Origin of the sequence: Caballeronia sp. EK, assembly GCF_014384845.1 — a bacterium.
Taxonomy (GTDB): domain Bacteria; phylum Pseudomonadota; class Gammaproteobacteria; order Burkholderiales; family Burkholderiaceae; genus Caballeronia; species Caballeronia jiangsuensis.
In genome coordinates, this window is the sequence record NZ_JACSUE010000004.1 from 67968 (window position 1) to 88884 (window position 20917).

Here is a 20917-nt window from a genome sequence, read left to right on the forward strand (position 1 = left end):
GCAATTCCCAGAGGCAAGACCTGCGCATTCGCGTGCGCGCGACCAACATGCAAACCAGAACTCACCCCCTGATCTCGCCGACGCTCGGCACTTCCCGCAACATCACGAGCTTTCATTACGGCCCCGGCGGCGGCCAGAAGATCTATATCCAGTCCTCGCTGCACGCGGACGAACTGCCCGGCATGCTGGTCGCGTGGCGTCTGCGCCGCCAGCTCGCGGAATTCGAGGCGGCGGGCAAGCTGCGCGGCGAAGTGGTGATCGTGCCGGTGCCGAATCCGATCGGCCTCTCGCAGCATCTGCACGGCACGCTGATGGGCCGCTTCGAGTCCAACAGCGGCCACAATTTCAATCGGAATTTCTACGATCTCGCCGCGCTGATCGCGCCGCGCATCGAAGCGCGGCTCGGCAAGGACGCCGGCGCCAACACGCTCGCTGTGCGCGCCGCGATGAAGGAAGCCCTCGACGAGCAGACGCCGCACACGGAGCTCGAATCGCAACGCCTCGCGCTGCAAAAGCTGTCCTTCGACGCCGATGTCGTGCTCGACTTGCACTGCGATCTCGACGCCGCAATGCATCTCTACACCAACCCGGACATCTGGGACGCAGTGGAGCCGCTCGCGCGCTATCTCGATGCGAAGGCCTCGCTGCTCGCGCTGAATTCGGTCGGCAATCCGTTCGACGAGATCCACAGCTTTTGCTGGTCGGATCTGCGCCAGCGTTACGGCGAGCGTTTCCCGATCACGAACGGCGGCATTTCGGTGACGGTCGAGTTGCGCAGCGGGCACGATGTCTCATACGCGTTCGCCGACAAGGACGCGCAGGCGATCGTCAACTACCTGATCCATCGCGGCGTGATCGATGCGCCCGTGCCGGAACTGCCGCCGCTCGAGCATCCCGCGACGCCGCTCGCGGGCGCCGAGCCGATCGTGGCGCCCGCGTCGGGCGTGCTCGTGTTCCGCGCGGACGTGGGCGCGTTCATCGAAGCGGGCCAGCCGATCGCCGACATCGTCGATCCGCTCACCGACACCGTCACCACGCTCAAATGCACGACCTCGGGCGTGATGTATGCACGGCATATCACGCGCTTCGCGACGGCCGGCCTCGAAGTGGCGCGCATCGCGGGCGCGAAGGCGTATCGCACGGGGTCGCTGCTCTCGGCGTAAGCGATCGCGTCAGAACGGCGCGAGACAGCATTGCGCGGCGACGATCTTCCACGCGCCGCCAATGTCTCCCCAGGTTCGCGTGTAGCGCAGGCTGCCCGCGAACGGCGCGCCCGCGAACGTTCCGGACAGCGCCACCCGCGTCACCGTGACGGCAAAGCCGCCGTACACGCGCACGCTCTGCTCTTCCACCTCCAGCTTCTCGATGCGCTGCATGCCGTAGCGATGACCGTTGAGATCGTCGGCCTTGGTCCACACCTTGCCGGTCGCATCGACGAAGCTCAGGTCGTCGGCCAATAGCGCATCGAGCGCGTCCACGTCCGACGTCAACATCGCCTTCTTCAGGCGCTCCTCCAGTTCGCGGATTCCTTGCTCGTCCATGATTTCGCTCGCGTGTCATCGAACCGCAAGCATACCGTGCCCGTTCCGCGGTGTTGTACGCGCGACACACGGCAAGCCGTTTGAAAGCACTGTCATATTTCTTTCTTCGGCGATCGCTACATTTGCGCCCGTCGCAGCCACGCGCCATCAGAGCGCGACGCACCGCAGACACTGTCAGCAACCACACCGCGAACCAACTCTCGGAGCTTGTTTTGAAGAAGAATCTCTTGGCGACCGCCGCGCTCGCCGCATTTGCCGCCCTCGCCGCCACGTCCGCCCACGCGCAAAGCAGCGTCACCTTGTACGGCATCATCGACGCCGGCATCAGCTACGTGAACAACAGCTCCACCAGCCCGACGCGCGCCGGTGATTCCCTCGTGAAGTACGACGACGGCGTCGCGCAAGGCAGCCGTTGGGGCCTGAGAGGCGCCGAAGATCTCGGCGGCGGCCTGAAGGCGATCTTCACGTTGGAAAATGGCTTCAACAGCGGCACGGGCGTGCTCGGTCAGGGCGGCGCGGAATTCGGCCGTCAGGCCTACGTCGGTCTCGCGCAGAACAACGTCGGCTCGCTGACCTTGGGCCGTCAGTACAGCTTCAGCACCGACTACCTCGGCTCGAACTATTCGATCGGCGGCCAGACCGTCGCGGGCAACTACGCGTACCACATGAACGACTTCGACCAGCTGACGTCGAGCCGTATCAACAACGCGGTCAAGTTCTCGAGCGCGAACTTCTACGGCTTCACGTTCGGCGCGATGTACGGCTTCTCGAACACGGCCGGCGCGTTCGCGGGCACGCCCAACACGACGGTCGGCACCACGACGACCCAGGGTTCGTCGCGCGCCTACAGCTTCGGCCTGAACTACAAGGCCGGCCCGTTCGGCATCGGCGCGGCATACACGGACATCCGCTATCCGACGGCTTCGACGCCGGCATTCAGCTCGACGATCGCCAACATCAACACGACCGGCACGACCAACAACGCTAAGGATCTGCGCACGTTCGGCATCGGCGCGAACTACGCGTTCGGCGCGGCGACGGTCTTCGGCCTGTGGACCAACACGCGCTTCGAGCCGATCGTCGGTTCGAGCTCGCGTCTGAACGCGTTCGACATCGGCGGCAAGTACGCCTTCACGTCCGCGATGACGGCAGGTCTCGGCTATACCTACATGGACCTGTACGACAACTTCAAGGGCCACTGGCACCAGATCGACGCGAGCTTCGACTACGCGTTGAGCAAGCGCACCGACGTGTACGCGCTCGCGGTCTATCAGAAGGCGTCGGGCTCGAACAACGGCGTGGAGAATCAGGCGTCGATCGGCTCTTCGTCGTCGAGCTACTTCGGCACGTCGGGTCTGGGCGAGAACAACCAGCTCGCGTTCCGCGTCGGCATCCGCCACAAGTTCTAAGCTTCGGCTGCCGAGTCGTCGAGAAAGCAAAACAGCGGCCGAGGCCGCTGTTTTCACATCGAGACGCAGACTGCGCAGCGTCTTATTCCGTCGTTTCGAGCAACGGATAGTCGGTGTAGCCTTCCGCGCCGGGCGCATAGAACGTCGACGAATTCCACTCGTTGAGACCGGCGTCGAGCTCGAAGCGGCGCACGAGATCCGCATTCGCGATGAACGGCTTGCCCCACGCGACCGCGTCCGCATCGCCGCGCGCGATGATCGCTTCGGCGCTTGCCTTCGAGAAGCCTTCGTTGGCGATATACACGCCGCCGAATGCCTTCTTCAATTGCGGCCCGAGGCTGTCCGCCGCTTCATGCTCGCGCGCCGCGATGAACGCGATCTTGCGGCGGCCGAGCTCACGCGCGACATGACCGAACGTGGCCGCGCGATCGCTGTCGCCCATCGTGTGCGAATCCGCGCGCGGCGCGAGATGCACGCCGACACGATCCGCGCCCCAGACATCGATACATTCATCGACAATTTCGAGCAGCAGGCGAGCGCGATTCTCGATCGAACCGCCGTAAGCATCGGTGCGCTGGTTGGTGCTGTCCTGCAGGAACTGGTCGAGCAGATAGCCGTTCGCGCCATGCACTTCGACGCCATCGAAGCCCGCGCGCTTCGCATTTTCCGCGCCCTTGCGGAACGCGGCGACGACACCCGGGATTTCATCGAGTTCGAGCGCGCGCGGCGTCACGAACGGACGCTGCGGACGCACGAGGCTCACATGGCCGCCCGCCGCGATCGCGCTGGGCGCGACCGGCAGTTCGCCATTCAGGAACACAGGGTCGGAGACGCGGCCGACGTGCCACAGTTGCAGGAAGATCTTGCCGCCCGCGTCGTGCACGGCCTTCGTCACGAGCTTCCAGCCTTCGACCTGTTCGTCGGACCAGATGCCGGGCGTATCCGCATAGCCGACGCCTTGCGGCGTAACCGAAGTCGCCTCGCTCAGAATCAGACCGGCGGATGCGCGGTCGGCGTAGTACTGCGCCATCAGCGCGTTGGGCACGCGCTCGACGCCTGCGCGCTGACGCGTAAGCGGCGCCATGATGATGCGGTTCTTGAGCGTGAGTGCGCCAAGCTTGAGCGGATCGAAGAGTGTCGACATGAATTGGTGTCCTAATGAAATTGAAAGCAGACGTTCACCGTACGGCAAGCAGACTCAGAGATTCCCGATGGAATCGCGGAACGCCTGAATGACCGCTTCGTCGCGCTTGAAAAACACCCACTGTCCAACGCGCTTCGTGGTGACAAGTCCGGCTTTGTGCAAAGTCGCGAGATGCGCCGAAACGGTGGACTGCGACATACCGCAGCGCCCATCGATCTGGCCCGCGCAGACGCCATGCGACAGCGGCAGTTCCTGTGCAGGAAAATGCCGCTCCGGCTCCTTCAGCCATTCGAGAATCTCACGGCGAAGGGGGTTGGCGAGGGCCTTGTGAATTGCGTCGATGTCCATTTCGTTGCTCGTGCGTCTGACGAATGGCAAGCACAGGCTTTCCGAATCGTCTTGTTGCGAAGTATATATCGTAATTTTCCGATATGCAAATCGCCTGGCATCTGCCAGTGCCAAAGATTGTCCAAAGTCGCCCGTCGCGCTTTCAGGAATCTGCCGCCGATACACCCGGTCTGGTACGCTCCCCGGTTCCATCGGCTGCAAAAAACACGAAATACTTATGGACACTCCTTTCAACGAACGTGGCGTCACGCTTTCGCGCGCCGGCCTGTCGGCGTCGGGGCAGATGATTCCGCTGCGCGATTTGCGCACCGCGCGCGTCGTGAAGATCCCGCGTCAGAAGCCGCTGCCCGTCATCATCGCGGTGATCGGGCTCGTCGCGCTCGTCGCGGGTATCGTCACGGGCTCCGGCCCGGCGCTCGTGCTCGGCGTGATGACCATCGTGGTGGGTTATCTCACGTGGATCACGCAGGACGTGATCTTTCAGCTGATGGTCGCGACACCCGATGGCGAGCGCGAAGTGCTCATCACGAAGGATCAGGAATTCGCGGACAAAGTGGCGACGCTCGTCGGCGAAGCTGTCGCGAAACATGCAGCGAGCGCAGCCGCCAAACCGCAAGCGTGAATTTGATGCGGCGTTTATACGGCGGCGCGTTTCTTTAGCCCGGCCTTTAGGCACGCGGCGCTAGAGTTCAAGCGTTGCCACTACGAGCCGTCGCTGGACGGCTTACATCGATGGACCTCCGCACCTCCTCCGATTCGACCATTCTTGCCCATACGCTCAGCGGCGGCTCGCCGCGCCGCCGTGAAACGCGACACTGCGTCGCGTTCGATCTGACCGTTCCGGGCCTCGACTCGTCACCCGCGCGCGAAGTGCTCGCGTATGCGTTCGGCGCGCTCGCGCAGGCGTACGTCGTCGAGACGAGCCGCCTCCACGACTGCACGACGCTCTATGTCGAGACCGACAGCGAAGACATCAACGACGTCATCGGCACGCTCACCGCGCATTTCCCCAACGCGACGCTCGGCCGCGTGATCCGTGTCACGCGGCACTGAACGCGTCGTCAGGTCACCTGTAGCGGCTCGACGTGCCAGATATCGCGCGCATACTCCGCGATCGTGCGATCCGACGAGAAGATGCCCATGCCCGCGACATTCTCGATCGCGCTCTTCGTCCAGGCGTCCTTGTCGCGGAACTTGAGATCGACTTCGGTCTGCGTCTTGTCGAAGCTGTCGAAGTCGGCGAGCACCATGTAGTGATCGCCCCAGTCCACGAGCGTGTGGAAGATATCGTAGAAGCGATGCGGCTCTTCCGGCGAGAAATGCCCGAGGCGGATCTGGTCGAGCGCGAGTTTCAGTTCCGCGTTCTCCTCGTAAATCTGCCGCGGCCGATAACCCGCCGCGCGCAAAGACTCGATCTCATCGGTGGTGTTGCCGAAGATGAAGATGTTCTCGCGCCCGACCGCATCGCAGATCTCGATGTTCGCGCCATCGAGCGTGCCGATGGTCAGCGCGCCGTTCAGCGCGAGCTTCATGTTACCGGTACCTGAAGCCTCGGTGCCGGCCATCGAAATCTGCTCGGACAGATCGGCCGCCGGAATGATGAGCTCGGCCACGCTCACGCCGTAGTTCGGAATGAAGCCGACCTTCAGCCGGTCGCCGATGAGCGGGTCCGCGTTGATCCGCTTCGCGACATCGTTGATGAGCTTGATGATGTTCTTCGCCATCTTGTACGCGGACGCCGCCTTGCCCGCGAACATCACGACGCGCGGCGTCCAGTCCTGCTCCGGATTCTCGCGGATGCGGTTGTAGCGCACGATCACGTACAGGATGTTGAGCAGTTGCCGCTTGTACTCGTGGATGCGCTTCACCTGCAGGTCGAACAACGCTTCCGGATTGATGATCGCGTTGGCGTCGCGCTTGGCGCGTTCCACCAGACGCAGCTTGCTCGCGAACTTCGCGTCGTGAAAGGCCTTGCAGAACTCGGGATCGTCGCGCCATTCGCGCAGGCGGCCGAGCTCGAAGAGATCGGTGCGCCAGCGCGGTCCGAGCCGCTTGTCGATGAGCGCGGACAGCGACGGACTCGCCTGCGCGAGCCAGCGTCGCGGCGTGACGCCGTTCGTCACGTTGGTGAAGCGCTCGGGATACATGCGCGCGAAGTCGGAGAAGATGTTCTGCACCATCAGTTGCGAGTGCAGCTTCGATACGCCGTTCACCTTGTGGCTCGCGACGATCGCGAGATGCGCCATGCGCACGCGCCGCTGACCGTATTCGTCGACAAGCGAGATACGGCGGATCAGTTCGACATCACGTCCGAACTTCTCGGTGACCTGCTTGAGGAACTGCGCGTTGATCTCGAAGATGATCTCCAGATGCCGCGGCAACAGGCGCGCGAGCATCTCGACGTCCCACGTTTCGAGCGCCTCGGGCATCAGCGTGTGGTTCGTGTAGGAGAACATCTGCTGGATGAGCTTCCACGCCTTGTCCCACGGCAGATGATGCCTGTCGACGAGAAGACGCATCAGTTCCGGAATCGCGAGGACCGGGTGCGTGTCGTTCAGATGCACCGCGACCTTTTCCGCGAGCCGCCCGAAATGTGTGTGCGTGCGCTGATAGCGGCGAATCAGATCCTGCATCGTCGCGGAGACGAAGAAGTATTCCTGACGCAGACGCAGTTCGCGGCCGGCCTGCGTCGAGTCGTCCGGATACAGCAGCCGCGACACATGCTCGGACGTGTTCTTCGCCTCCACCGCGCGGCGATAGTCGCCCTGATTGAACGCGGACAGGTCGAACTCGTCGGTCGCGCGAGCGGACCACAGACGCAGCGTATTCGTTGCCGTCGTCGCGAAGCCGGGGATGACCGTGTCGTAGGCCATCGCGTTGACGTGCTCGGTGTCGATCCAGTCGGTGCGATCTTCGTGCTGCACGGTGCGGCCGCCGAAGTGCACGGTGTACACGACCTCGGGCCGCGGAAACTCCCACGGATTGCCCGCGCGCAGCCAGTAATCGGGCATCTCGACCTGATTGCCATCGACGATCGTCTGCCGGAACATCCCGTATTCGTAACGGATGCCGTAGCCGAAGCCGGGCACGCCGACGGTCGCCATCGAATCGAGGAAGCAGGCCGCGAGGCGCCCGAGGCCGCCATTGCCGAGCGCGGCGTCCGGCTCCAGGTCTTCGAGCGTCGCGAGATCGACGCCGAGGCCGGCCAGCGCGTCGCGCACCTCGTCATAGATGCCGAGCGCGAGCAGCGCATTGCTGAAAGTTCTGCCGATGAGAAACTCCATCGACAGGTAGTAGACGCGTTTCACGTCCTGCTCGTACTGCAGCCGCGTGGTGCGCATCCAGCGTGCGACGAGACGATCGCGCACCGCCAGTTCGGCGGCATGGAGCCAGTCGCGCGGCTGCGCGGTGACTGCATCTTTGCCGACGCCGTACATCAGGCGGTTCGAGATGGAGCGCCTGAGCGCATCGACAGTGCTGTTGAGCTGGTCGAATTCCAGGTCGACGGATGTCATCGGAACCTCCGGTTTTTGCGACATATGCAACGACCGCGAAAGCATGACGGGAGTTCACACCGGTTGCCCCATATTGGCGCGCTGATCCGGTCAAGCGGGTGCGGACGTGCCTGAACGTGCAGGTTACGCCAGTTTTATTTATTTTGGTATGACACGCCGAAACCGGGACGAGGCCCGCGGATTGCTTCTGGCAACCGCACGGGCCTGTCGAGAGGACGAAATTTGATTCGGATTCCGTATGATATGGATGCGGTCAGCGGCGCGGCGCGCGAGCCGCGATCAGCAGAAGCGCCGCAAGCGAGACCGCCAGCAGGATCAGCGAGAGCGCCGATGCCGGCAGATAGTAGCCGCGATTGACCTGCCCCACGACGACGATCGGCACCGTCGCGAAACCGGGCGGATAGACGGTCAACGTCGCGCCCAGCTCGCCGAGCGAAAGCGCGAAGCCGAGCGCAAGGCTCGCGCGGATCGCGGGCACGAGTTGCGGCAATACCACGCGCACGAGCACCATCCGCGGCGGCGCGCCGAGACTCGCGGCGGCTTCGCGCAGGATCGTGAGCTCGGGACGCAGCGCGGCGGCAGCGCAGCGATAGCAGAACGGCAGCACGAGCGCGAGCTGCACCAGCACGACGATCGCGGCCGATCCGGACAGATCGAGCGGACGCTTGTGATACGCGATCAATACCGCGAGCCCGAGCACGACACTCGGCACGCCGCTGCCCATCATCGCGACGGCATCGACGAGCGCGCCGAGACCGCGCCGGTCGCGCCCTTCCAGCGCGAGCGCAAGCCACAAGCCGAGCGCCGTGCCGATGAACGCGACGCCGAGACCGACTTCGAGGCTCGTGGTCACCGCATCGAGATCGCTCGACGAAAGCCGCGCGAACCAGCGCGTGCTGAAGCCATCCGGCAGGATCGTTCCCGACCAGTGCGACGCGACGCTCGACAAGGCGACGACGACCACGGGCAGCACAAACAGCCAGAAGCACAAGAGCGCGACGAAGCCCGTGAACGCGAAGCGCAGGAACGCGCCGGGCGTGAATCGCGACGAAACCGAAAGCTGCATGTCAGCGGACTCCCGCGCGACGATTGACGCGCCTGTATAGCGCATAGAGCGACAGCGACATCAGCAGCATCACGACCGAGCCGGCGGCCGCGGTGGGAAGATCGAGATCGACGGTCGCTGCGCTATAGATCGCGATCGGCAAGGTGATCAGATGCGCGCTGCCGAGCACGAGCAGGATGCCGAATTCGTTTAGCGTGAGCAGGAAGCAGAGAATCGTGCCCGCGGCGATGCCCGGCCACGCGAGCGGCAAGACGACCTTCGTCGCGACCATCCAGCCATCGGCGCCGAGACTTTTCGCTGCTTCGACGAGCCGCATGTCGAGGGTCGCATACGATGCAAGCGTCGGCCGGACGACGAACGGCGCATAGAACACGACTTCCGCGAGAATCACGCCGCCGATGCCGAAGAGGAAATCGAGCGGCGTCGCATCGAGCGAAAAGATCCGCTGCAAGCCGATGCTGACGGACCCTTGCGAGCCGTAGAGAAAGATCAGCGTGAACGCGACCAAAAATGACGGAAACGCGACGAACAATTCGAGGAAGCGCGTGAGCAGACGCGCGCCCGCGAACGGCCTGAAGAACAACATCGACGCGATCGCGACGCCGAGCAACGAAGCGATGCTCGCGCTCGCGACGAGAATGCCGAGCGTCGTGCCGATCATGCCGCGCGTTTCCGGGTTGCCGAAGAACGCGGTGTACGCATGCAGCGTGAAACCGTTCGTGCCGGTCACGCTGAGCATCACGAGCCGCGCGAGCGGATAGACGACGAGCGGCCCGAGCACGAACACGAGTATGAAGAGCAGATGCCATTGCCCTTTGCGCTCGCGGCGCTTCGCTTCTTCGGCATGCGCGGCGAATTGCGCGGAGAGATCCGCATCGCTGATGCCGCCTTCGTTGCGCGCGACGCTGTCAGGAACGAACAAGGACGACATCGTCAGCCTCGAAGCGAAGGGACACGCGCGTGCCTTTATCGGGCATGCGCGAATGGCCGCGTTGCGTCGTCACGAGCACGGGCTCGTCGGGCGACGCATCGAGCGCGACGGTAATGGAAAGCGCCGCGCCATACCATTCGACGGACGCGATGGTGCCGTGCAACGGACCTTCGCCCAGCGGCACGATCGTGAAGCGCTCGGGACGGATGCACGCGAGACGTTCGCGCTCGTCGTGCCGTGCATCGCCGACGGGATACACCACGCGCGGCGGCAACAGGTTCGCCGCGCCGAGATAGCGCGCGACGAAGGCATCGTTGGGCGCATCGTACAACTCGCGCGGCGCACCGAGTTGCGCGATACGGCCATCGCGCATCAGGAGCGTGCGATCGGAGAGCACGAGCGCATCGTCCTGATCGTGCGTTACGCAGACGATCGTCAGATTCGGCAAGCGCTCATGCAACGCCTTCAACTCGCTGCGCACCGACGCGCGCAGGTTCGCATCGAGTGCGGAGAGCGGTTCGTCGAGCAGCAGCACATCCGGTTCGATGACGAGCGCACGCGCCAGCGCGACGCGCTGCTGCATGCCGCCGGAAAGCTGCGCGGGCATCACGTGACCGGCATCGGAAAGCTGCACGAGCTTGAGCGCATCGGCGACGCGCCTCGCGACCTCGCCCGCCTTCAGCTTGCGCGCGCGCAGCCCGAACGCGACGTTATCGAACACGGACAGATGCGGAAAGAGCGCGTAGCTCTGGAACAGCAGCCCGAGATTGCGCTGATGCGGTAGCACGTGCGTGAGATCGCGGCCCGCTACGGTGAGCGTGCCCGCGAGCGCATCGGCCTTCACGAAGCCCGCGATGAAGCGCAGCAACGTGGTCTTGCCGCAGCCGCTTCGGCCGAGCACGGTGAGAAATTCGCCGCGACCGATGCGAAGCGAGAGATCGTCGAGCACGGTGCGCGTACCGAATCGCACCGTCAGACGATCGATATGCACGCCCGGCGTCGAGTGGACGCCGGACATTTCTTTGGGAAGAGCGCTCACGTTACGACTTCGGCTTGACGACGTCGGTCTGCTTGCCCGTGTTGCCGATGACTTCGGTCTTCCAGCGCTCGGTCCAGCCCGCCTTCTTCTGCATGACTTCGTTCCAGTCGACGGGAATCAGCTTCACGCCCGAGATCGCCTGCTTGACGGCTTCGCCGTTCTTGCCGGCGAGCGGCACGTCGGTGCGGCCCGGAATGCCGTAGATATCGGGCACTTTCGACTGCACCTCCGACGACATCAGATAGTCGATCAGCTTCTTGCCGGCCGCCTGATTCGGACCGCTCTTGATGAGGCCGATCGCATACGGCAACTGGAACGTGGTCGGCGCTTCGCCTGCCTTGTGCGACAGGAAGAGCGGCTTGATCGAGAGACCGCCGTTCGCGGCATCGTCGAGGTCCATTTGCAGATCGCCGTTGGCGAACGCGATCTCGTTACGCGAGAGCAGCACGTCGAGATAGCCCGTGCCCTTCGTATGGAACTTCGCGCTTTGCTCGAGCGACTTGAGGTAGTCGAACGCGTTGTCCTCGCCCATCAGCGCCGAGGTCAGGATGATGACGGCCATGCCGTCGCCTGCCGTCGCCGGATTCGAATACGCGATCTTGCCGGAGTAGTTCGGATGCAGCAGATCGGCGAAGGTTTTCGGCGCGGTCTTCGTGACTTCCGGATTGATCGCGAACGAGAAGTAGTTGTTGACGAACGTGGCCCATGCGCCGTCCTGCGCCTTGGCGATGGCGGGCACGTTCTTGTAGTTCACGCTCTGATAGGGTTGCAGGAGGCCGCCTTGCTGCGCCTGCTGGATGAACGGCGGCAGCGTGACGAGCACGTCGGCCTTGGGCGAATCCTTCTCGACGGTCGCGCGATTCACCACTTCGCCGCTGCCCGCCGTGACGATGTTGACCTTCACGCCTTCCTTCTTTTCGAATGCGGGAAGCACGTCCTTGTAGAGATTCTCGAGGCCGTCGGCGGTGTACAGGACGACAGCGTCGGCGGCGTGGACGGGCATCGCGGCAAACAGGGTGAAGGCGGCGGCGAACGCCGGCAGCACGGTGCGCGCGAAGCGGAAATCGCGGGTCATTTTTGGGTGTCTCTTGTAGAGGTGATGGATGGGCGGGGTGACCTTCAACCCCCAAGCATTGCAGAGGTCTGTGACATCGATGTGAAGGGGGTTTTTTGCTGGGCTTTCGGGGAATCTTGTTTTCGTGTCGGTCTATTGGCACTGCCCCTGTGCGGGGCGGGGGTCACTTTCTTTGCAGCAGCAAAGAAAGTGACTGCCGCCCCGCACAGGGGCAACACAAATAGACCGACACGAAAACGGGATCCAGCCAAAAACCCAACCATGCCGAAAGCAATGCATTCTTTCCGCAGGGAAAGCTATCCCCGAACATTCATCCGCTAGACTGTTTCGCTTCGCAAGAAGCTCCAAACGAGGCATCAAGATGTACAAAAAAGGCGTGGTAATCGAAATCCAGTTCCCTCCTGGGCGCTTGAACGACGCAGCCGGCGATCCCTACTGGATCGATCTCACGCTCGACGAAGCCAAGCGCTTGCACGCGCAACTATCGCGACGCTTCGAGGGCGATGCACGCGCCAACCAGCCGCTCGACACCTTCACCATCGAATGACGAGCCCGCACCGACGAGTGCACGGTTAGACAAGACGCCCGCAAGCCATCGATCGCATACTGCGGCATCCCGTCTTGCCGCATGCCTCACATGGTTTCGATCCTCGCCGCTCCCGTCTTCGTGTTTCTCTGGTCGACGGGCTTCATCGTCGCACGGGCGATCACGCCTTACGTCGATCCGAATCTGTATCTGCTCGCGCGCTTCGCCGGCACGACGCTGCTGTTTTTCGCGATCGCCATCATCACGCGTGCGCCCTGGCCGAAAGGCCGCGACATCGGCCGGCACTTGTTCGCCGGCGCGCTGCTGCAAGGGGTCTATCTCGGCGCGGGCTACTGGGCCGTCGCGCAAGGACTCGGCGCGGGCATCATGGCGCTGCTCGGCGCGCTGCAGCCGCTTCTGACGGCCGCCATCGCCGCGCGGCTCTTCGGTGAACGGCTCTCGCCGCGCGCATGGAGCGGGCTCGCGCTCGGCCTCGCCGGTGTCGCGCTCGTGCTCGCGCCGAAAATCGCGGCGAGCGGCGCGCACGTCGAACATGCAGGAGGCGGGCACCCGTCGCAATCGATCGTCGTGATGGTCGCGCTGCTGTCCATCGTCGCGATCACCGCGGGCACGCTGTATCAGAAGACCTCGCTCGCACGCGCCGATATCCGCAGCGCCAGCGCATTGCAGAACGCGGGCGCTGCGATCGTCGCGCTCGTGCTCGCGATGGCGCTCGGCGAGCATCGCTTCATTGCGTCGATGACGACGTGGCTCTCACTCGCATGGGGCATCGTGATGCTCTCGGGCGTCGCGACGACACTGCTCGTGTGGATGGTCCGGCGCGGCGACGCATCGCGCGCGACCGCCCTGCTCTTTCTCGCGCCGCCGCTCGCCGCGCTCGAAAGCTTTCTTGCGTTCGGCGAGACGCTCAACGCCGTGCAACTCGCGGGCTTCGGCGTCGCGCTCGCGGGCGTGCTGCTCGCGCGCGCGAAATAGCGCTTCGGACGCGGTTCAATCGACTGTATCCGCGCCCGCCGGGATGTGCGCGCGCACCGCCTTGCCCGGACCCGGCGACCACGCCGGCCGCGTCTTCCGGCCCGTATCGACGACGACGAGATAGTGGCCCGCCCAGGGCGTCGTCTTGCGCGTAGCCTTCAGGACCCACATCGACTCGCCTTCGGATGCGCGCGCCTCGTATTGCGCATCGAGAATGCCGTGATGATCGAAGAAGGTGTTGAGCGTCGACGGAATGCGCACACAGCCCTTCGAGTGGCGCATGCCGAGCAGCGGCTCCAGCTTCTCGGGATCGGTGGCGTGCATCTGGAAGCGCATCGGCGACTTGCCGCCACGGCCCCAGCCGCGCTCGCCGTCGGCCCAGCCGAAATCGTAGATGCGCATGTCGCGCGCGCCGTAGCCGCGAATCTTGAACTCGTTCAGCGTGCCCTCGGCGCGAAAGTCCATGTTGCCCGGCACGTGCTGGAAGACCCCGAGCGGCGTGACGAAGTGATCGTAGGTGCCGGGCCGGCCCGTCGATACCGGCGACGCGCCGATCATCGACCATGCATCGCCCGCCTTGCCGCGGAAGTAGACGAAGATCGCCTGCACGTTCGCACTGCGATCGACCAGCACGACGAACTCGTTGGCGAGATCGCCGTGGCCGTCTTCGTCGAGCGTATGTTGCAGCAGACGGCCGTAGGCTTGCTGATCCGCGACGGGCACCGTGAGCCGCCGATCGACCTGCTGCGCGAAGTCCTGCCGCATCGCATAGGCGCCCGTTGGCGGCATGTCGGTGCGCTGCGCGAGGTTGGGTTCGGGCGGCTCCGCGGGCAAGGGCACTTCAGGCGCCTGCGCTTCGGATGCCGCGCTCGCGGCGCTCGCCGCCGACGCCGCACTCGCCGCCGATGCGGCCGAAGCCTCGGCAGCCGCCGACGCTTCCGAAGACGCTTGCGCGGGCATCGGCACCGGCATCGCCGGAAGCGCGCGCTCGGGAGCACTCGCGACGTGCGGGATGCTCGCGGTATGGGGCATCGGCGGCGTGGGCGCGACGGGCATCGCCGTCACGCTACCCTGCGCGACCGTCCCCGATGCGCCCGATGCAGCCTGAGGCTGCGCATGAACCGCTGTCGCCATCGAAACGAGCGCGCCCGCTGCCGCGCCCACGAAAATCCTTGCGCCGAACGGCGTCTTGTTCTTTCCTGCCTGCTGCATCGATATGAATGATCCGCTTTGCGTTCTGACAACGAGCGGCGCGTGCGCGAATGCGCGCATCGACAAAAAAGCCGGTGCGCACGAACACCGGCTTCGCCGCTACATGACGTTCGTCAGAGGAGCTTCAGCAAAGTTCATTCCGGCCGCCGGGCGCGCCACTAGCGCGCGGCGCGCACGGGAATCAATGCAGACGGATGGACGCGTCACCCGATGGAGATGCCCGGGCGCGCAAGGGTTCGTCGAGAAAGCGCTGATGACACAGCTTTTGCGCGATCGCCTCGCCGATGTAAGGTACATCGGTGGCGAGCCTCGCGACCGCGTAGGCTTGAGCGGTGCCCGCGCCGTGGACTTCGATATCGCTCGCATAGCCGCCGAGCTCGTGCTCCAGAAAGCGCCGCACGTCGCGCGCGGCGCAGCGTTGCGGAAGGTTCCAGACGATCAGGTTCATCGGCGTCACCTTCTTGCGCGCACACGCACGGGCTGCGGGCGCTGCTTCAGGATCACGCGCGCCGCAAGCGTGCCGACGACGAAAAGGGACAGGTACGCGAACATCATGGCAGCTCCACGGCGAATTTCGAGATAGCTCCATACTAATACCGTAAGCCACCCGCGTGCTGCGACATTCCGCCTTTTTCAATAGATGTTCTAAATCGGACGGATGGCTGGAATCAATTGGCGGAATCGATTGTCAGAAGCCGCTGCACGTCATGCTGGAAAGATTCGGATAGCGATTGGGCCAGTCACCCACCATCGCGGTCTGCGCATCTTTCAGCGTGATGTCGCCGGTGCAGACGCAGCGCTTCAGATAGACGGCGAGCCGTTCCTTTCGCCGCTGACCCGCGCGCCCTTCCCAGCGGCGCAGATCGAGATTCGCGGGTGAATTCGGCGAGCCGCCGAGCAGCACCGGCATACGGTGATCGAGCGCATATTCCGACGCGAACGACGCATCGATGCTGCGTTGCTTCAGGAGCCGCTCCTTCTGCCGCATCTGAAGCTCGAACGACGGCAGCACGCGGTCCACATAACCGGGCACGCAGATCGTATCGACGATGGTCGCCTGCGTGACGCGCGTATCGAGCCAGTCGGCGCGCTGGGCGTGCGGCGCGCCGGGCATCAGCGCGAGCATTGCGCAGCACCACGCCAGTGCCACGCGCGCGCTCCGGCTCGTGCGGCCCGCGCCTGGCTTCGTTTTCTTGATGAACCGGGTATCCCTTCGACTCATGCCTCTGTGCGCCATCCGTCGCGGCCAAGGTTCGCCGCGCATTTTTTGAGATGATCGGAGGTTCAATTAAAACACACGAAACGCACGCTGCACGCGAAGAGTTGATCGCGGCCCCGAAACGCGCGTCATGTCGATGATTCGGATGTGGGAGAAACACCGGGAAGCGCGCCTGCCGACGGCATGGTGGCCCATGCCGGCGCAGGCGGCGAAACACGACTAGCGCACGTATCAGGCCGGAACCGACTCCGCCTTCTGGGCGCGCGACCATACGCGATGCTTGCTCATCGCTTCGATGAAGCTCTTCAGCACCTGCTTTGCATCGCTCCCGACCGCCACGCCTTCTTCGCCGTTCGGCAAATGCGCGGCCGCGAGCAAGTCCTCTCCGTCGCCGATCGCGCCGATCGCCTTCAGATGCTTGAACGCTTCCAGCACGAAATGACGCGCGTCGCCGGACTGCGACAGTGTCTTCGCGCTGTCCTTGCCGCCCGCGACGATCACGCCGTCGAACATGATCGACGGCATGCCGAGAATGGTGGCGTCGGTCTCGATGCCTTGTGCCGGCGAGCCGAGCGTCGGCGAGATGACCTTCGCGTGCGCGCCTTCGGCCTTGAGCGCGTCCTGCACGGCCTTGATGCTCGCGGCATCGGCGCCCGGCGCGGCGAGAATCGCGACTTTGCGCGTTTTGACCGAAGGCTTCGCCTTCGCGACGATCGACAGCGCAGGCGACTCCGTCACCGACGACTTGCCGAGTTCGTCGGCGTCCGCGTTTTTCTTGGGCGCGGGCAGGCCGAGATTGGCGGCGACGCGCGCGGTAAGCGTCTCGTCGATATTCGCGAGGATGCCGAGCTGGCGCTCGCGGATGGGCTTGCGCTCGACCTTCGAGAGTTCGAACGAATAAGCGCCGACGATGTGATCCTTTTCGGGATCGGTCATGCTGTTCCAGAAGAGCGTCGCCTGCGAATAGTGATCCCTGAACGACGGGCTGCGCACGCGGATCTTCGATCCTTCGACGCGCTCCGTGTAACTCTCGAAGCCGCCGCCCGCCGCGGCCGGCGCGGTTTCCTTCGGCCATCCGCCGTCGATCGAATTTGGCTCGTAGGATGCCTGACCCTTGTCGATCGTCTGGCGATGCATCGCGTCGCGTTGACCGTTATGCAATGGCGCGAGCGGCCGGTTGATCGGAATCTCGTGGAAGTTCGGACCGCCGAGCCGGCTGATCTGCGTATCGGTGTAGGAGAAAAGACGGCCTTGCAGCAGCGGATCGTTCGTGAAGTCGATGCCCGGCACGATATGCCCCGGACAGAACGCGACCTGCTCGGTCTCGGCGAAGAAGTTGTCCGGATTCCGGTTCAGCGTGAGTTTGCCGATCATCTTCAGCGGCACGAGTTCCTCGGGAATGATCTTGGTGGGATCGAGCAGATCGAAGTCGAACTTGTGCTCGTCCTCTTCCTCGACGATCTGCACGCCGAGCTCCCACTCGGGATAGTCGCCGTTGTCGATCGCTTCCCACAAATCCCTGCGATGGAAGTCCGCGTCCTTGCCTGCGAGCTTCTGCGCTTCATCCCACAACAGCGACGCCGAGCCGATCGTCGGGCGCCAGTGGAACTTCACGAAGCGGCCTTTTCCCTGGGCGTCGATGAAGCGGAAGGTATGGATGCCGAAGCCTTCCATCGTGCGCAGACTGCGTGGGATTGCGCGATCGGACATCGTCCAGAGGACCATGTGCGCGGACTCGGGCACGAGCGAGACGAAATCCCAGAAGGTGTCGTGCGCGGACCCGCCTTGCGGCATTTCGTTATGCGGCTCGGGTTTGACGGCGTGGACGAAATCGGGAAACTTGATCGCGTCCTGGATGAAGAACACCGGCATGTTATTGCCGACGAGATCGAAGTTGCCTTCTTCCGTGTAGAACTTGACGGCGAAGCCGCGCACGTCGCGCACGGTATCGGCGGAGCCGCGCGAGCCTTGCACGGTCGAGAAGCGCACATAGACGGGCGTTTCCTTCGACGGGTCTTGCAGAAACGCGGCTTTGGTGAGTCCGGCCTGCGATTCGTACACCTTGAAGACGCCGTGCGCCGCCGATCCGCGGGCATGGACGATACGTTCAGGAATGCGCTCGTGGTCGAAGTGCGTGATTTTTTCACGCATGATGAAGTCTTCGAGGAGCGAGGGGCCGCGCTCGCCGGCGCGCAAGGTGTTCTGGTTATCGGCGACCTTGACGCCCTGGTTCGTCGTCAGGGCCTGGTTGGTGGCGTCGCTGCGGAAGGTTTCGAGGGATTCGACTTTGTTGTTGGTGTTGCTTTGCGACGGCGTGCGGGCGACGCCGCTCGCGGGCGGCTGTTTCTTTGTTGCCATTGTGGGGACTCCTCCGGGGGATTTTGGGTGAGGTTTTGCTCTCACTCGCCCGCAAGTGGTGTTCCTACTCGGTTTTTTTCAGTTTTTGTTGGTTGGTCCCGTATTCGTGTCGGTCTATTGGCTCTGCCCCTGTGCGGGGCGGCAGTCACTTTCTTTGCTGCTGCAAAGAAAGTAACCAAAGAAACAGCTTCTCACCGCCCGCGGTCACACGCACGTTGGCCATGCTTGCCAGCCGCAGGCGGCACTCGCCTAAGTGTCGTCCTCGAAGGACATACCGGGCTTGGCTCGCGCACGGTCTGCCGCTCCAAATGTTTTGGCGCGCTGGTTCAGCACCAAATAGTTTCGGCACAGCGCTACGCGCTGCCGATGGGTCTGCAAGGGAAACCAACGAGCCACGGATGCAGTGAGATGGAAGCGTTGCAAGTACGCATGCGCACGCAAACCCGATGGACCCATCGGCCGCGAAGCGGGCCGGAGCTATCTAGTGCTGAACCAGTTTGTTCTGTGGTGCGATGTGTCAGACCGTGCGCGAGCCAAGCCCGACCGGGCCTTTGGGGGCGACACTTAGGCGAGGGCCATCGGCGGCTGGCAAGCATGGCCAAACTGCGTGTGATCGCGGGCCTCAACGAGCTGCTTTCTTTGGTTACTTTCTTTGCAGCAGCAAAGAAAGTGACTGCCGCCCCGCACAGGGGCAGTGCTAATAAACCACTAAGAAACCGGGATCCATCGAACCCACAGGCGGACCAACCACCAAAGCCCGCCCGCGGCAAAAAAAACCTTCAACCCACCGGCGACAACGCCCCCAACTTATCCGCAGTAACCTTCTGCAAAGCAATGATCCGCCCGAGAGCCGCATGATTCGCCGTGGCTTCGTCATACATCTTCGCCAGATCGGCCTTGAGCTGCGTCCTCGACCCGCCGTCGAGATAAACCATATGCCCCGACGGATAAAACGTCGCCGACAGATTCTGCCGCACGGTCTTGTCGATCAGCGGCATCTGCTGCAAATCGATGATCGTCTGGTAAAAGGGCGTCACAAAGTCATACATCCCGTTCGCGGAAAGCACTTTCAGGTCGACATTCAAAGCCATCACCGCGGCGAGATCGCCCGCCGTGTAGAGGATGATGTTGCCCTTCGAATCCACGCCCTTCTGCGCGCCCGTCGGATCGGTATGCTTGAAGTCCCAGTTGAGGAACGCCTGGTCGTTCAGATCGGTGAACGATGACGTCGACGTGAACTTGAGCTGCTCGTTCAGATAGCTGTTCCACATCGTCGTGTAGACGCCGCTCACCGCCGTCATCGTCGGGTCGTTGCCGCCCGAATTCGGGTCGATCTTGCCGGCGATGCCCGTCGAAATCGCCGTCACGCGGCCGTCGTACGAACCGAGCGATTCGCCTTTGGACTTCAGCAAAGTCGTCAGGAAAAGCGAGTTGCCACGGCTGTCGTACGCGGCGATATCGAGGCTCCACGCGAGCAGCGTCGCCTTGTCGATGCCCGTGTATTCGGACAGCTTCTCGACCACCTCGTCGTCGGTTTGCGGAAACTTGCGCAGCGCGTTCAGATAGTCCGTGCGCGCGAATTCCGCGACTTCCTCGGCAAAGTTCAGAAGATTCGTCGGCGTCGGATGCACACCGAGTTTCTTGTGATACCACGCGTCCGCCGCCGCCGTCGGCAGCGCGCCGACCGGATTGCCCGCCTGCCGGTAATCGAGAATCGACGATTGCAGCGTGACGCCGTTCAGGTCGATGCCGTCCTCGTGCAGCCTGTACGCGAGCACGCAACTGCGCGCCGTGCCATACGATTCGCCGAACAAAAACTTCGGCGAATTCCAGCGGTTGTTCTTCGTCAGATAGCGTTTGATGAACTGCGCGATCGAAGCCGCGTCCTCATCGACGCCCCAGAAATCGCGGTTCTTGTTCGGCGCGATCGCGGCGGAATAGCCCGTGCCGACCGGATTGATGAAGATCAGGTCGCTGCGATCGAGCAAGCTGTCCGGGTTGTCTTCCATCTGATACGGCGCGGGCGGCGTGAAGCTCGGCATCGCCGTCTTGATGCGGCGCGGCGCGAACGAGCCGAGCAGCACGAACACCGACGACGAGCCCGGCCCGCCGTTGTAGAAGAACGTGAGCGGACGCGCTTCCTCCTTCGCGCCGTCCTTGGTGAACGCGACATAGAACATCTTCGCGCTCGGCTTCGAACTGCTCGGATCGACCGTCACGAGATGGCCGACCGTCGCCGTATAAGCGATCTTCGCGCCGCCGACCGTCACGCTGTGATGGGTGATGGCCGCGTTCTCGTCGGCTTCGGTGGCCGCGACCGCGTCGTCGGGGCCGTTGCCGTAAGCGACCGGATCGAAATACGGCTGGTCCTTTTTCGCCGTCGTGGTCTTCTTCGGCGCTTTCTTCGCGGCGGCCGTCATGGCCGGTTCTTCCGCGCCGGAAGGTTTGTCGCTCGCTGCCAGTGGATCGGAGTTCATCGTCGTCGCTCCAGAATCGTCGTCGTGGTTGTTGTTCACTGTCTTACGCCTTTGCACTTGC

19 protein-coding genes are annotated in these 20917 nt (G+C 63.5%); 6 read left to right on the forward strand and 13 right to left on the reverse strand.

Features of this window, described 5'->3' with window-relative positions; translation table 11 throughout:
- Positions 1 to 47: 47 nt before the first annotated feature.
- Positions 48 to 1163, forward strand: coding sequence for a succinylglutamate desuccinylase/aspartoacylase family protein (locus IAG25_RS12540; RefSeq protein ID WP_187605141.1), 1116 nt, complete (start codon positions 48 to 50; stop codon positions 1161 to 1163).
- 9 nt (positions 1164 to 1172) lie between these two features.
- Here the strand turns inward: IAG25_RS12540 and IAG25_RS12545 are convergent, their stop codons facing one another.
- Entirely contained in the window at positions 1173 to 1541 is a 369-nt protein-coding gene (locus IAG25_RS12545; protein WP_187605142.1) for a nuclear transport factor 2 family protein, read from the reverse strand.
- Between the two features lie 212 nt (positions 1542 to 1753).
- On the opposite strand from IAG25_RS12545, the gene IAG25_RS12550 reads away from it, so the two are divergent.
- Positions 1754 to 2950, forward strand: coding sequence for a porin (locus IAG25_RS12550; RefSeq protein WP_187605143.1), 1197 nt, complete (start codon positions 1754 to 1756; stop codon positions 2948 to 2950).
- A gap of 82 nt (positions 2951 to 3032) precedes the next feature.
- Here the strand turns inward: IAG25_RS12550 and IAG25_RS12555 are convergent, their stop codons facing one another.
- The gene (locus IAG25_RS12555; protein ID WP_187605144.1) at positions 3033 to 4094 is read right to left on the reverse strand and encodes an alkene reductase; all 1062 of its coding nucleotides are present in this window, start codon (positions 4092 to 4094) and stop codon (positions 3033 to 3035) included.
- 54 nt (positions 4095 to 4148) lie between these two features.
- A complete protein-coding gene (locus IAG25_RS12560) occupies positions 4149 to 4442 on the reverse strand; it encodes an ArsR/SmtB family transcription factor (protein ID WP_035501416.1) in 294 nt (97 codons plus the stop codon).
- Between the two features lie 217 nt (positions 4443 to 4659).
- Here IAG25_RS12560 and IAG25_RS12565 point away from each other — a divergent pair, with 217 nt between their 5' ends.
- Together IAG25_RS12565 and IAG25_RS12570 are read left to right on the forward strand one after the other, a co-directional pair.
- Positions 4660 to 5064: a DUF6232 family protein gene (locus tag IAG25_RS12565; RefSeq protein ID WP_187605145.1), complete on the forward strand. Its 405-nt coding sequence runs from the start codon at positions 4660 to 4662 to the stop codon at positions 5062 to 5064.
- A 110-nt stretch (positions 5065 to 5174) separates the two neighbouring features.
- Positions 5175 to 5495 carry a hypothetical protein gene (locus tag IAG25_RS12570; RefSeq protein WP_187605146.1) on the forward strand — a complete coding sequence of 107 codons (321 nt, stop codon included), beginning with the start codon at positions 5175 to 5177 and terminating at the stop codon, positions 5493 to 5495.
- A gap of 8 nt (positions 5496 to 5503) precedes the next feature.
- Here the strand turns inward: IAG25_RS12570 and IAG25_RS12575 are convergent, their stop codons facing one another.
- The 5 genes from IAG25_RS12575 to phnS all read right to left on the reverse strand — a co-directional run bounded on the left by IAG25_RS12575 (position 5504) and on the right by phnS (position 12068).
- On the reverse strand, positions 5504 to 7957 hold the full coding sequence (locus tag IAG25_RS12575) for a glycogen/starch/alpha-glucan phosphorylase (RefSeq protein WP_035501602.1): 2454 nt from the start codon (positions 7955 to 7957) through the stop codon (positions 5504 to 5506).
- Between the two features lie 253 nt (positions 7958 to 8210).
- The gene (gene phnV / locus IAG25_RS12580) at positions 8211 to 9023 is read right to left on the reverse strand and encodes a 2-aminoethylphosphonate ABC transport system, membrane component PhnV (RefSeq protein ID WP_187605147.1); all 813 of its coding nucleotides are present in this window, start codon (positions 9021 to 9023) and stop codon (positions 8211 to 8213) included.
- Between the two features lies 1 nt (position 9024).
- Positions 9025 to 9954, reverse strand: coding sequence for a 2-aminoethylphosphonate ABC transporter permease subunit (gene phnU, locus IAG25_RS12585; RefSeq protein ID WP_187605148.1), 930 nt, complete (start codon positions 9952 to 9954; stop codon positions 9025 to 9027).
- Entirely contained in the window at positions 9932 to 10972 is a 1041-nt protein-coding gene (gene phnT / locus IAG25_RS12590) for a 2-aminoethylphosphonate ABC transport system ATP-binding subunit PhnT (protein WP_187605605.1), read from the reverse strand. Before phnT ends, phnU begins: the two co-directional genes overlap by 23 nt.
- Before the next feature lie 22 nt (positions 10973 to 10994).
- The gene (phnS, locus tag IAG25_RS12595; protein ID WP_187605149.1) at positions 10995 to 12068 is read right to left on the reverse strand and encodes a 2-aminoethylphosphonate ABC transporter substrate-binding protein; all 1074 of its coding nucleotides are present in this window, start codon (positions 12066 to 12068) and stop codon (positions 10995 to 10997) included.
- Between the two features lie 361 nt (positions 12069 to 12429).
- On the opposite strand from phnS, the gene IAG25_RS12600 reads away from it, so the two are divergent.
- Both IAG25_RS12600 and IAG25_RS12605 read left to right on the forward strand, forming a co-directional pair.
- The gene (locus tag IAG25_RS12600) at positions 12430 to 12615 is read left to right on the forward strand and encodes a hypothetical protein (RefSeq protein WP_187605150.1); all 186 of its coding nucleotides are present in this window, start codon (positions 12430 to 12432) and stop codon (positions 12613 to 12615) included.
- Positions 12616 to 12705: 90 nt separating this feature from the next.
- On the forward strand, positions 12706 to 13590 hold the full coding sequence (locus tag IAG25_RS12605; protein ID WP_187605606.1) for a DMT family transporter: 885 nt from the start codon (positions 12706 to 12708) through the stop codon (positions 13588 to 13590).
- Positions 13591 to 13605: 15 nt separating this feature from the next.
- Here the strand turns inward: IAG25_RS12605 and IAG25_RS12610 are convergent, their stop codons facing one another.
- From IAG25_RS12610 to IAG25_RS12630, 5 genes are all read right to left on the reverse strand, one after another.
- Positions 13606 to 14802, reverse strand: a complete 1197-nt coding sequence (locus IAG25_RS12610) for a L,D-transpeptidase (RefSeq protein ID WP_187605151.1) — start codon at positions 14800 to 14802, stop codon at positions 13606 to 13608.
- A gap of 181 nt (positions 14803 to 14983) precedes the next feature.
- Entirely contained in the window at positions 14984 to 15250 is a 267-nt protein-coding gene (locus IAG25_RS12615; RefSeq protein ID WP_035501600.1) for a hypothetical protein, read from the reverse strand.
- 240 nt (positions 15251 to 15490) lie between these two features.
- Positions 15491 to 16024: a hypothetical protein gene (locus tag IAG25_RS12620; protein ID WP_187605152.1), complete on the reverse strand. Its 534-nt coding sequence runs from the start codon at positions 16022 to 16024 to the stop codon at positions 15491 to 15493.
- Positions 16025 to 16252: 228 nt separating this feature from the next.
- On the reverse strand, positions 16253 to 18379 hold the full coding sequence (katE, locus tag IAG25_RS12625; protein WP_187605153.1) for a catalase HPII: 2127 nt from the start codon (positions 18377 to 18379) through the stop codon (positions 16253 to 16255).
- Positions 18380 to 19158: 779 nt separating this feature from the next.
- Complete coding sequence (locus tag IAG25_RS12630) at positions 19159 to 20799, reverse strand: S10 family peptidase (RefSeq protein WP_375336521.1); 1641 nt, start codon at positions 20797 to 20799, stop codon at positions 19159 to 19161.
- Between the last annotated feature and the right edge of the window lie 118 nt (positions 20800 to 20917).

Bases quoted from the DNA above. Each gene is read 5' to 3' on its own strand.
- IAG25_RS12540 (WP_187605141.1), top strand. From the start codon at position 48: ATGCAAACCAGAACTCACCCCCTGATCTCGCCGACGCTCGGCACTTCC.
- IAG25_RS12545 (WP_187605142.1), bottom strand. From the start codon at position 1,541: ATGGACGAGCAAGGAATCCGCGAACTGGAGGAGCGCCTGAAGAAGGCG.
- IAG25_RS12555 (WP_187605144.1), bottom strand. From the start codon at position 4,094: ATGTCGACACTCTTCGATCCGCTCAAGCTTGGCGCACTCACGCTCAAG.
- IAG25_RS12560 (WP_035501416.1), bottom strand. From the start codon at position 4,442: ATGGACATCGACGCAATTCACAAGGCCCTCGCCAACCCCCTTCGCCGT.
- IAG25_RS12565 (WP_187605145.1), top strand. From the start codon at position 4,660: ATGGACACTCCTTTCAACGAACGTGGCGTCACGCTTTCGCGCGCCGGC.
- IAG25_RS12570 (WP_187605146.1), top strand. From the start codon at position 5,175: ATGGACCTCCGCACCTCCTCCGATTCGACCATTCTTGCCCATACGCTC.
- IAG25_RS12575 (WP_035501602.1), bottom strand. From the start codon at position 7,957: ATGACATCCGTCGACCTGGAATTCGACCAGCTCAACAGCACTGTCGAT.
- phnV (WP_187605147.1), bottom strand. From the start codon at position 9,023: ATGCAGCTTTCGGTTTCGTCGCGATTCACGCCCGGCGCGTTCCTGCGC.
- phnU (WP_187605148.1), bottom strand. From the start codon at position 9,954: ATGTCGTCCTTGTTCGTTCCTGACAGCGTCGCGCGCAACGAAGGCGGC.
- phnT (WP_187605605.1), bottom strand. From the start codon at position 10,972: ATGTCCGGCGTCCACTCGACGCCGGGCGTGCATATCGATCGTCTGACG.
- phnS (WP_187605149.1), bottom strand. From the start codon at position 12,068: ATGACCCGCGATTTCCGCTTCGCGCGCACCGTGCTGCCGGCGTTCGCC.
- IAG25_RS12600 (WP_187605150.1), top strand. From the start codon at position 12,430: ATGTACAAAAAAGGCGTGGTAATCGAAATCCAGTTCCCTCCTGGGCGC.
- IAG25_RS12605 (WP_187605606.1), top strand. From the start codon at position 12,706: ATGGTTTCGATCCTCGCCGCTCCCGTCTTCGTGTTTCTCTGGTCGACG.
- IAG25_RS12610 (WP_187605151.1), bottom strand. From the start codon at position 14,802: ATGCAGCAGGCAGGAAAGAACAAGACGCCGTTCGGCGCAAGGATTTTC.
- IAG25_RS12615 (WP_035501600.1), bottom strand. From the start codon at position 15,250: ATGAACCTGATCGTCTGGAACCTTCCGCAACGCTGCGCCGCGCGCGAC.
- IAG25_RS12620 (WP_187605152.1), bottom strand. From the start codon at position 16,024: ATGAGTCGAAGGGATACCCGGTTCATCAAGAAAACGAAGCCAGGCGCG.
- katE (WP_187605153.1), bottom strand. From the start codon at position 18,379: ATGGCAACAAAGAAACAGCCGCCCGCGAGCGGCGTCGCCCGCACGCCG.
- IAG25_RS12630 (WP_375336521.1), bottom strand. From the start codon at position 20,799: ATGACGGCCGCCGCGAAGAAAGCGCCGAAGAAGACCACGACGGCGAAA.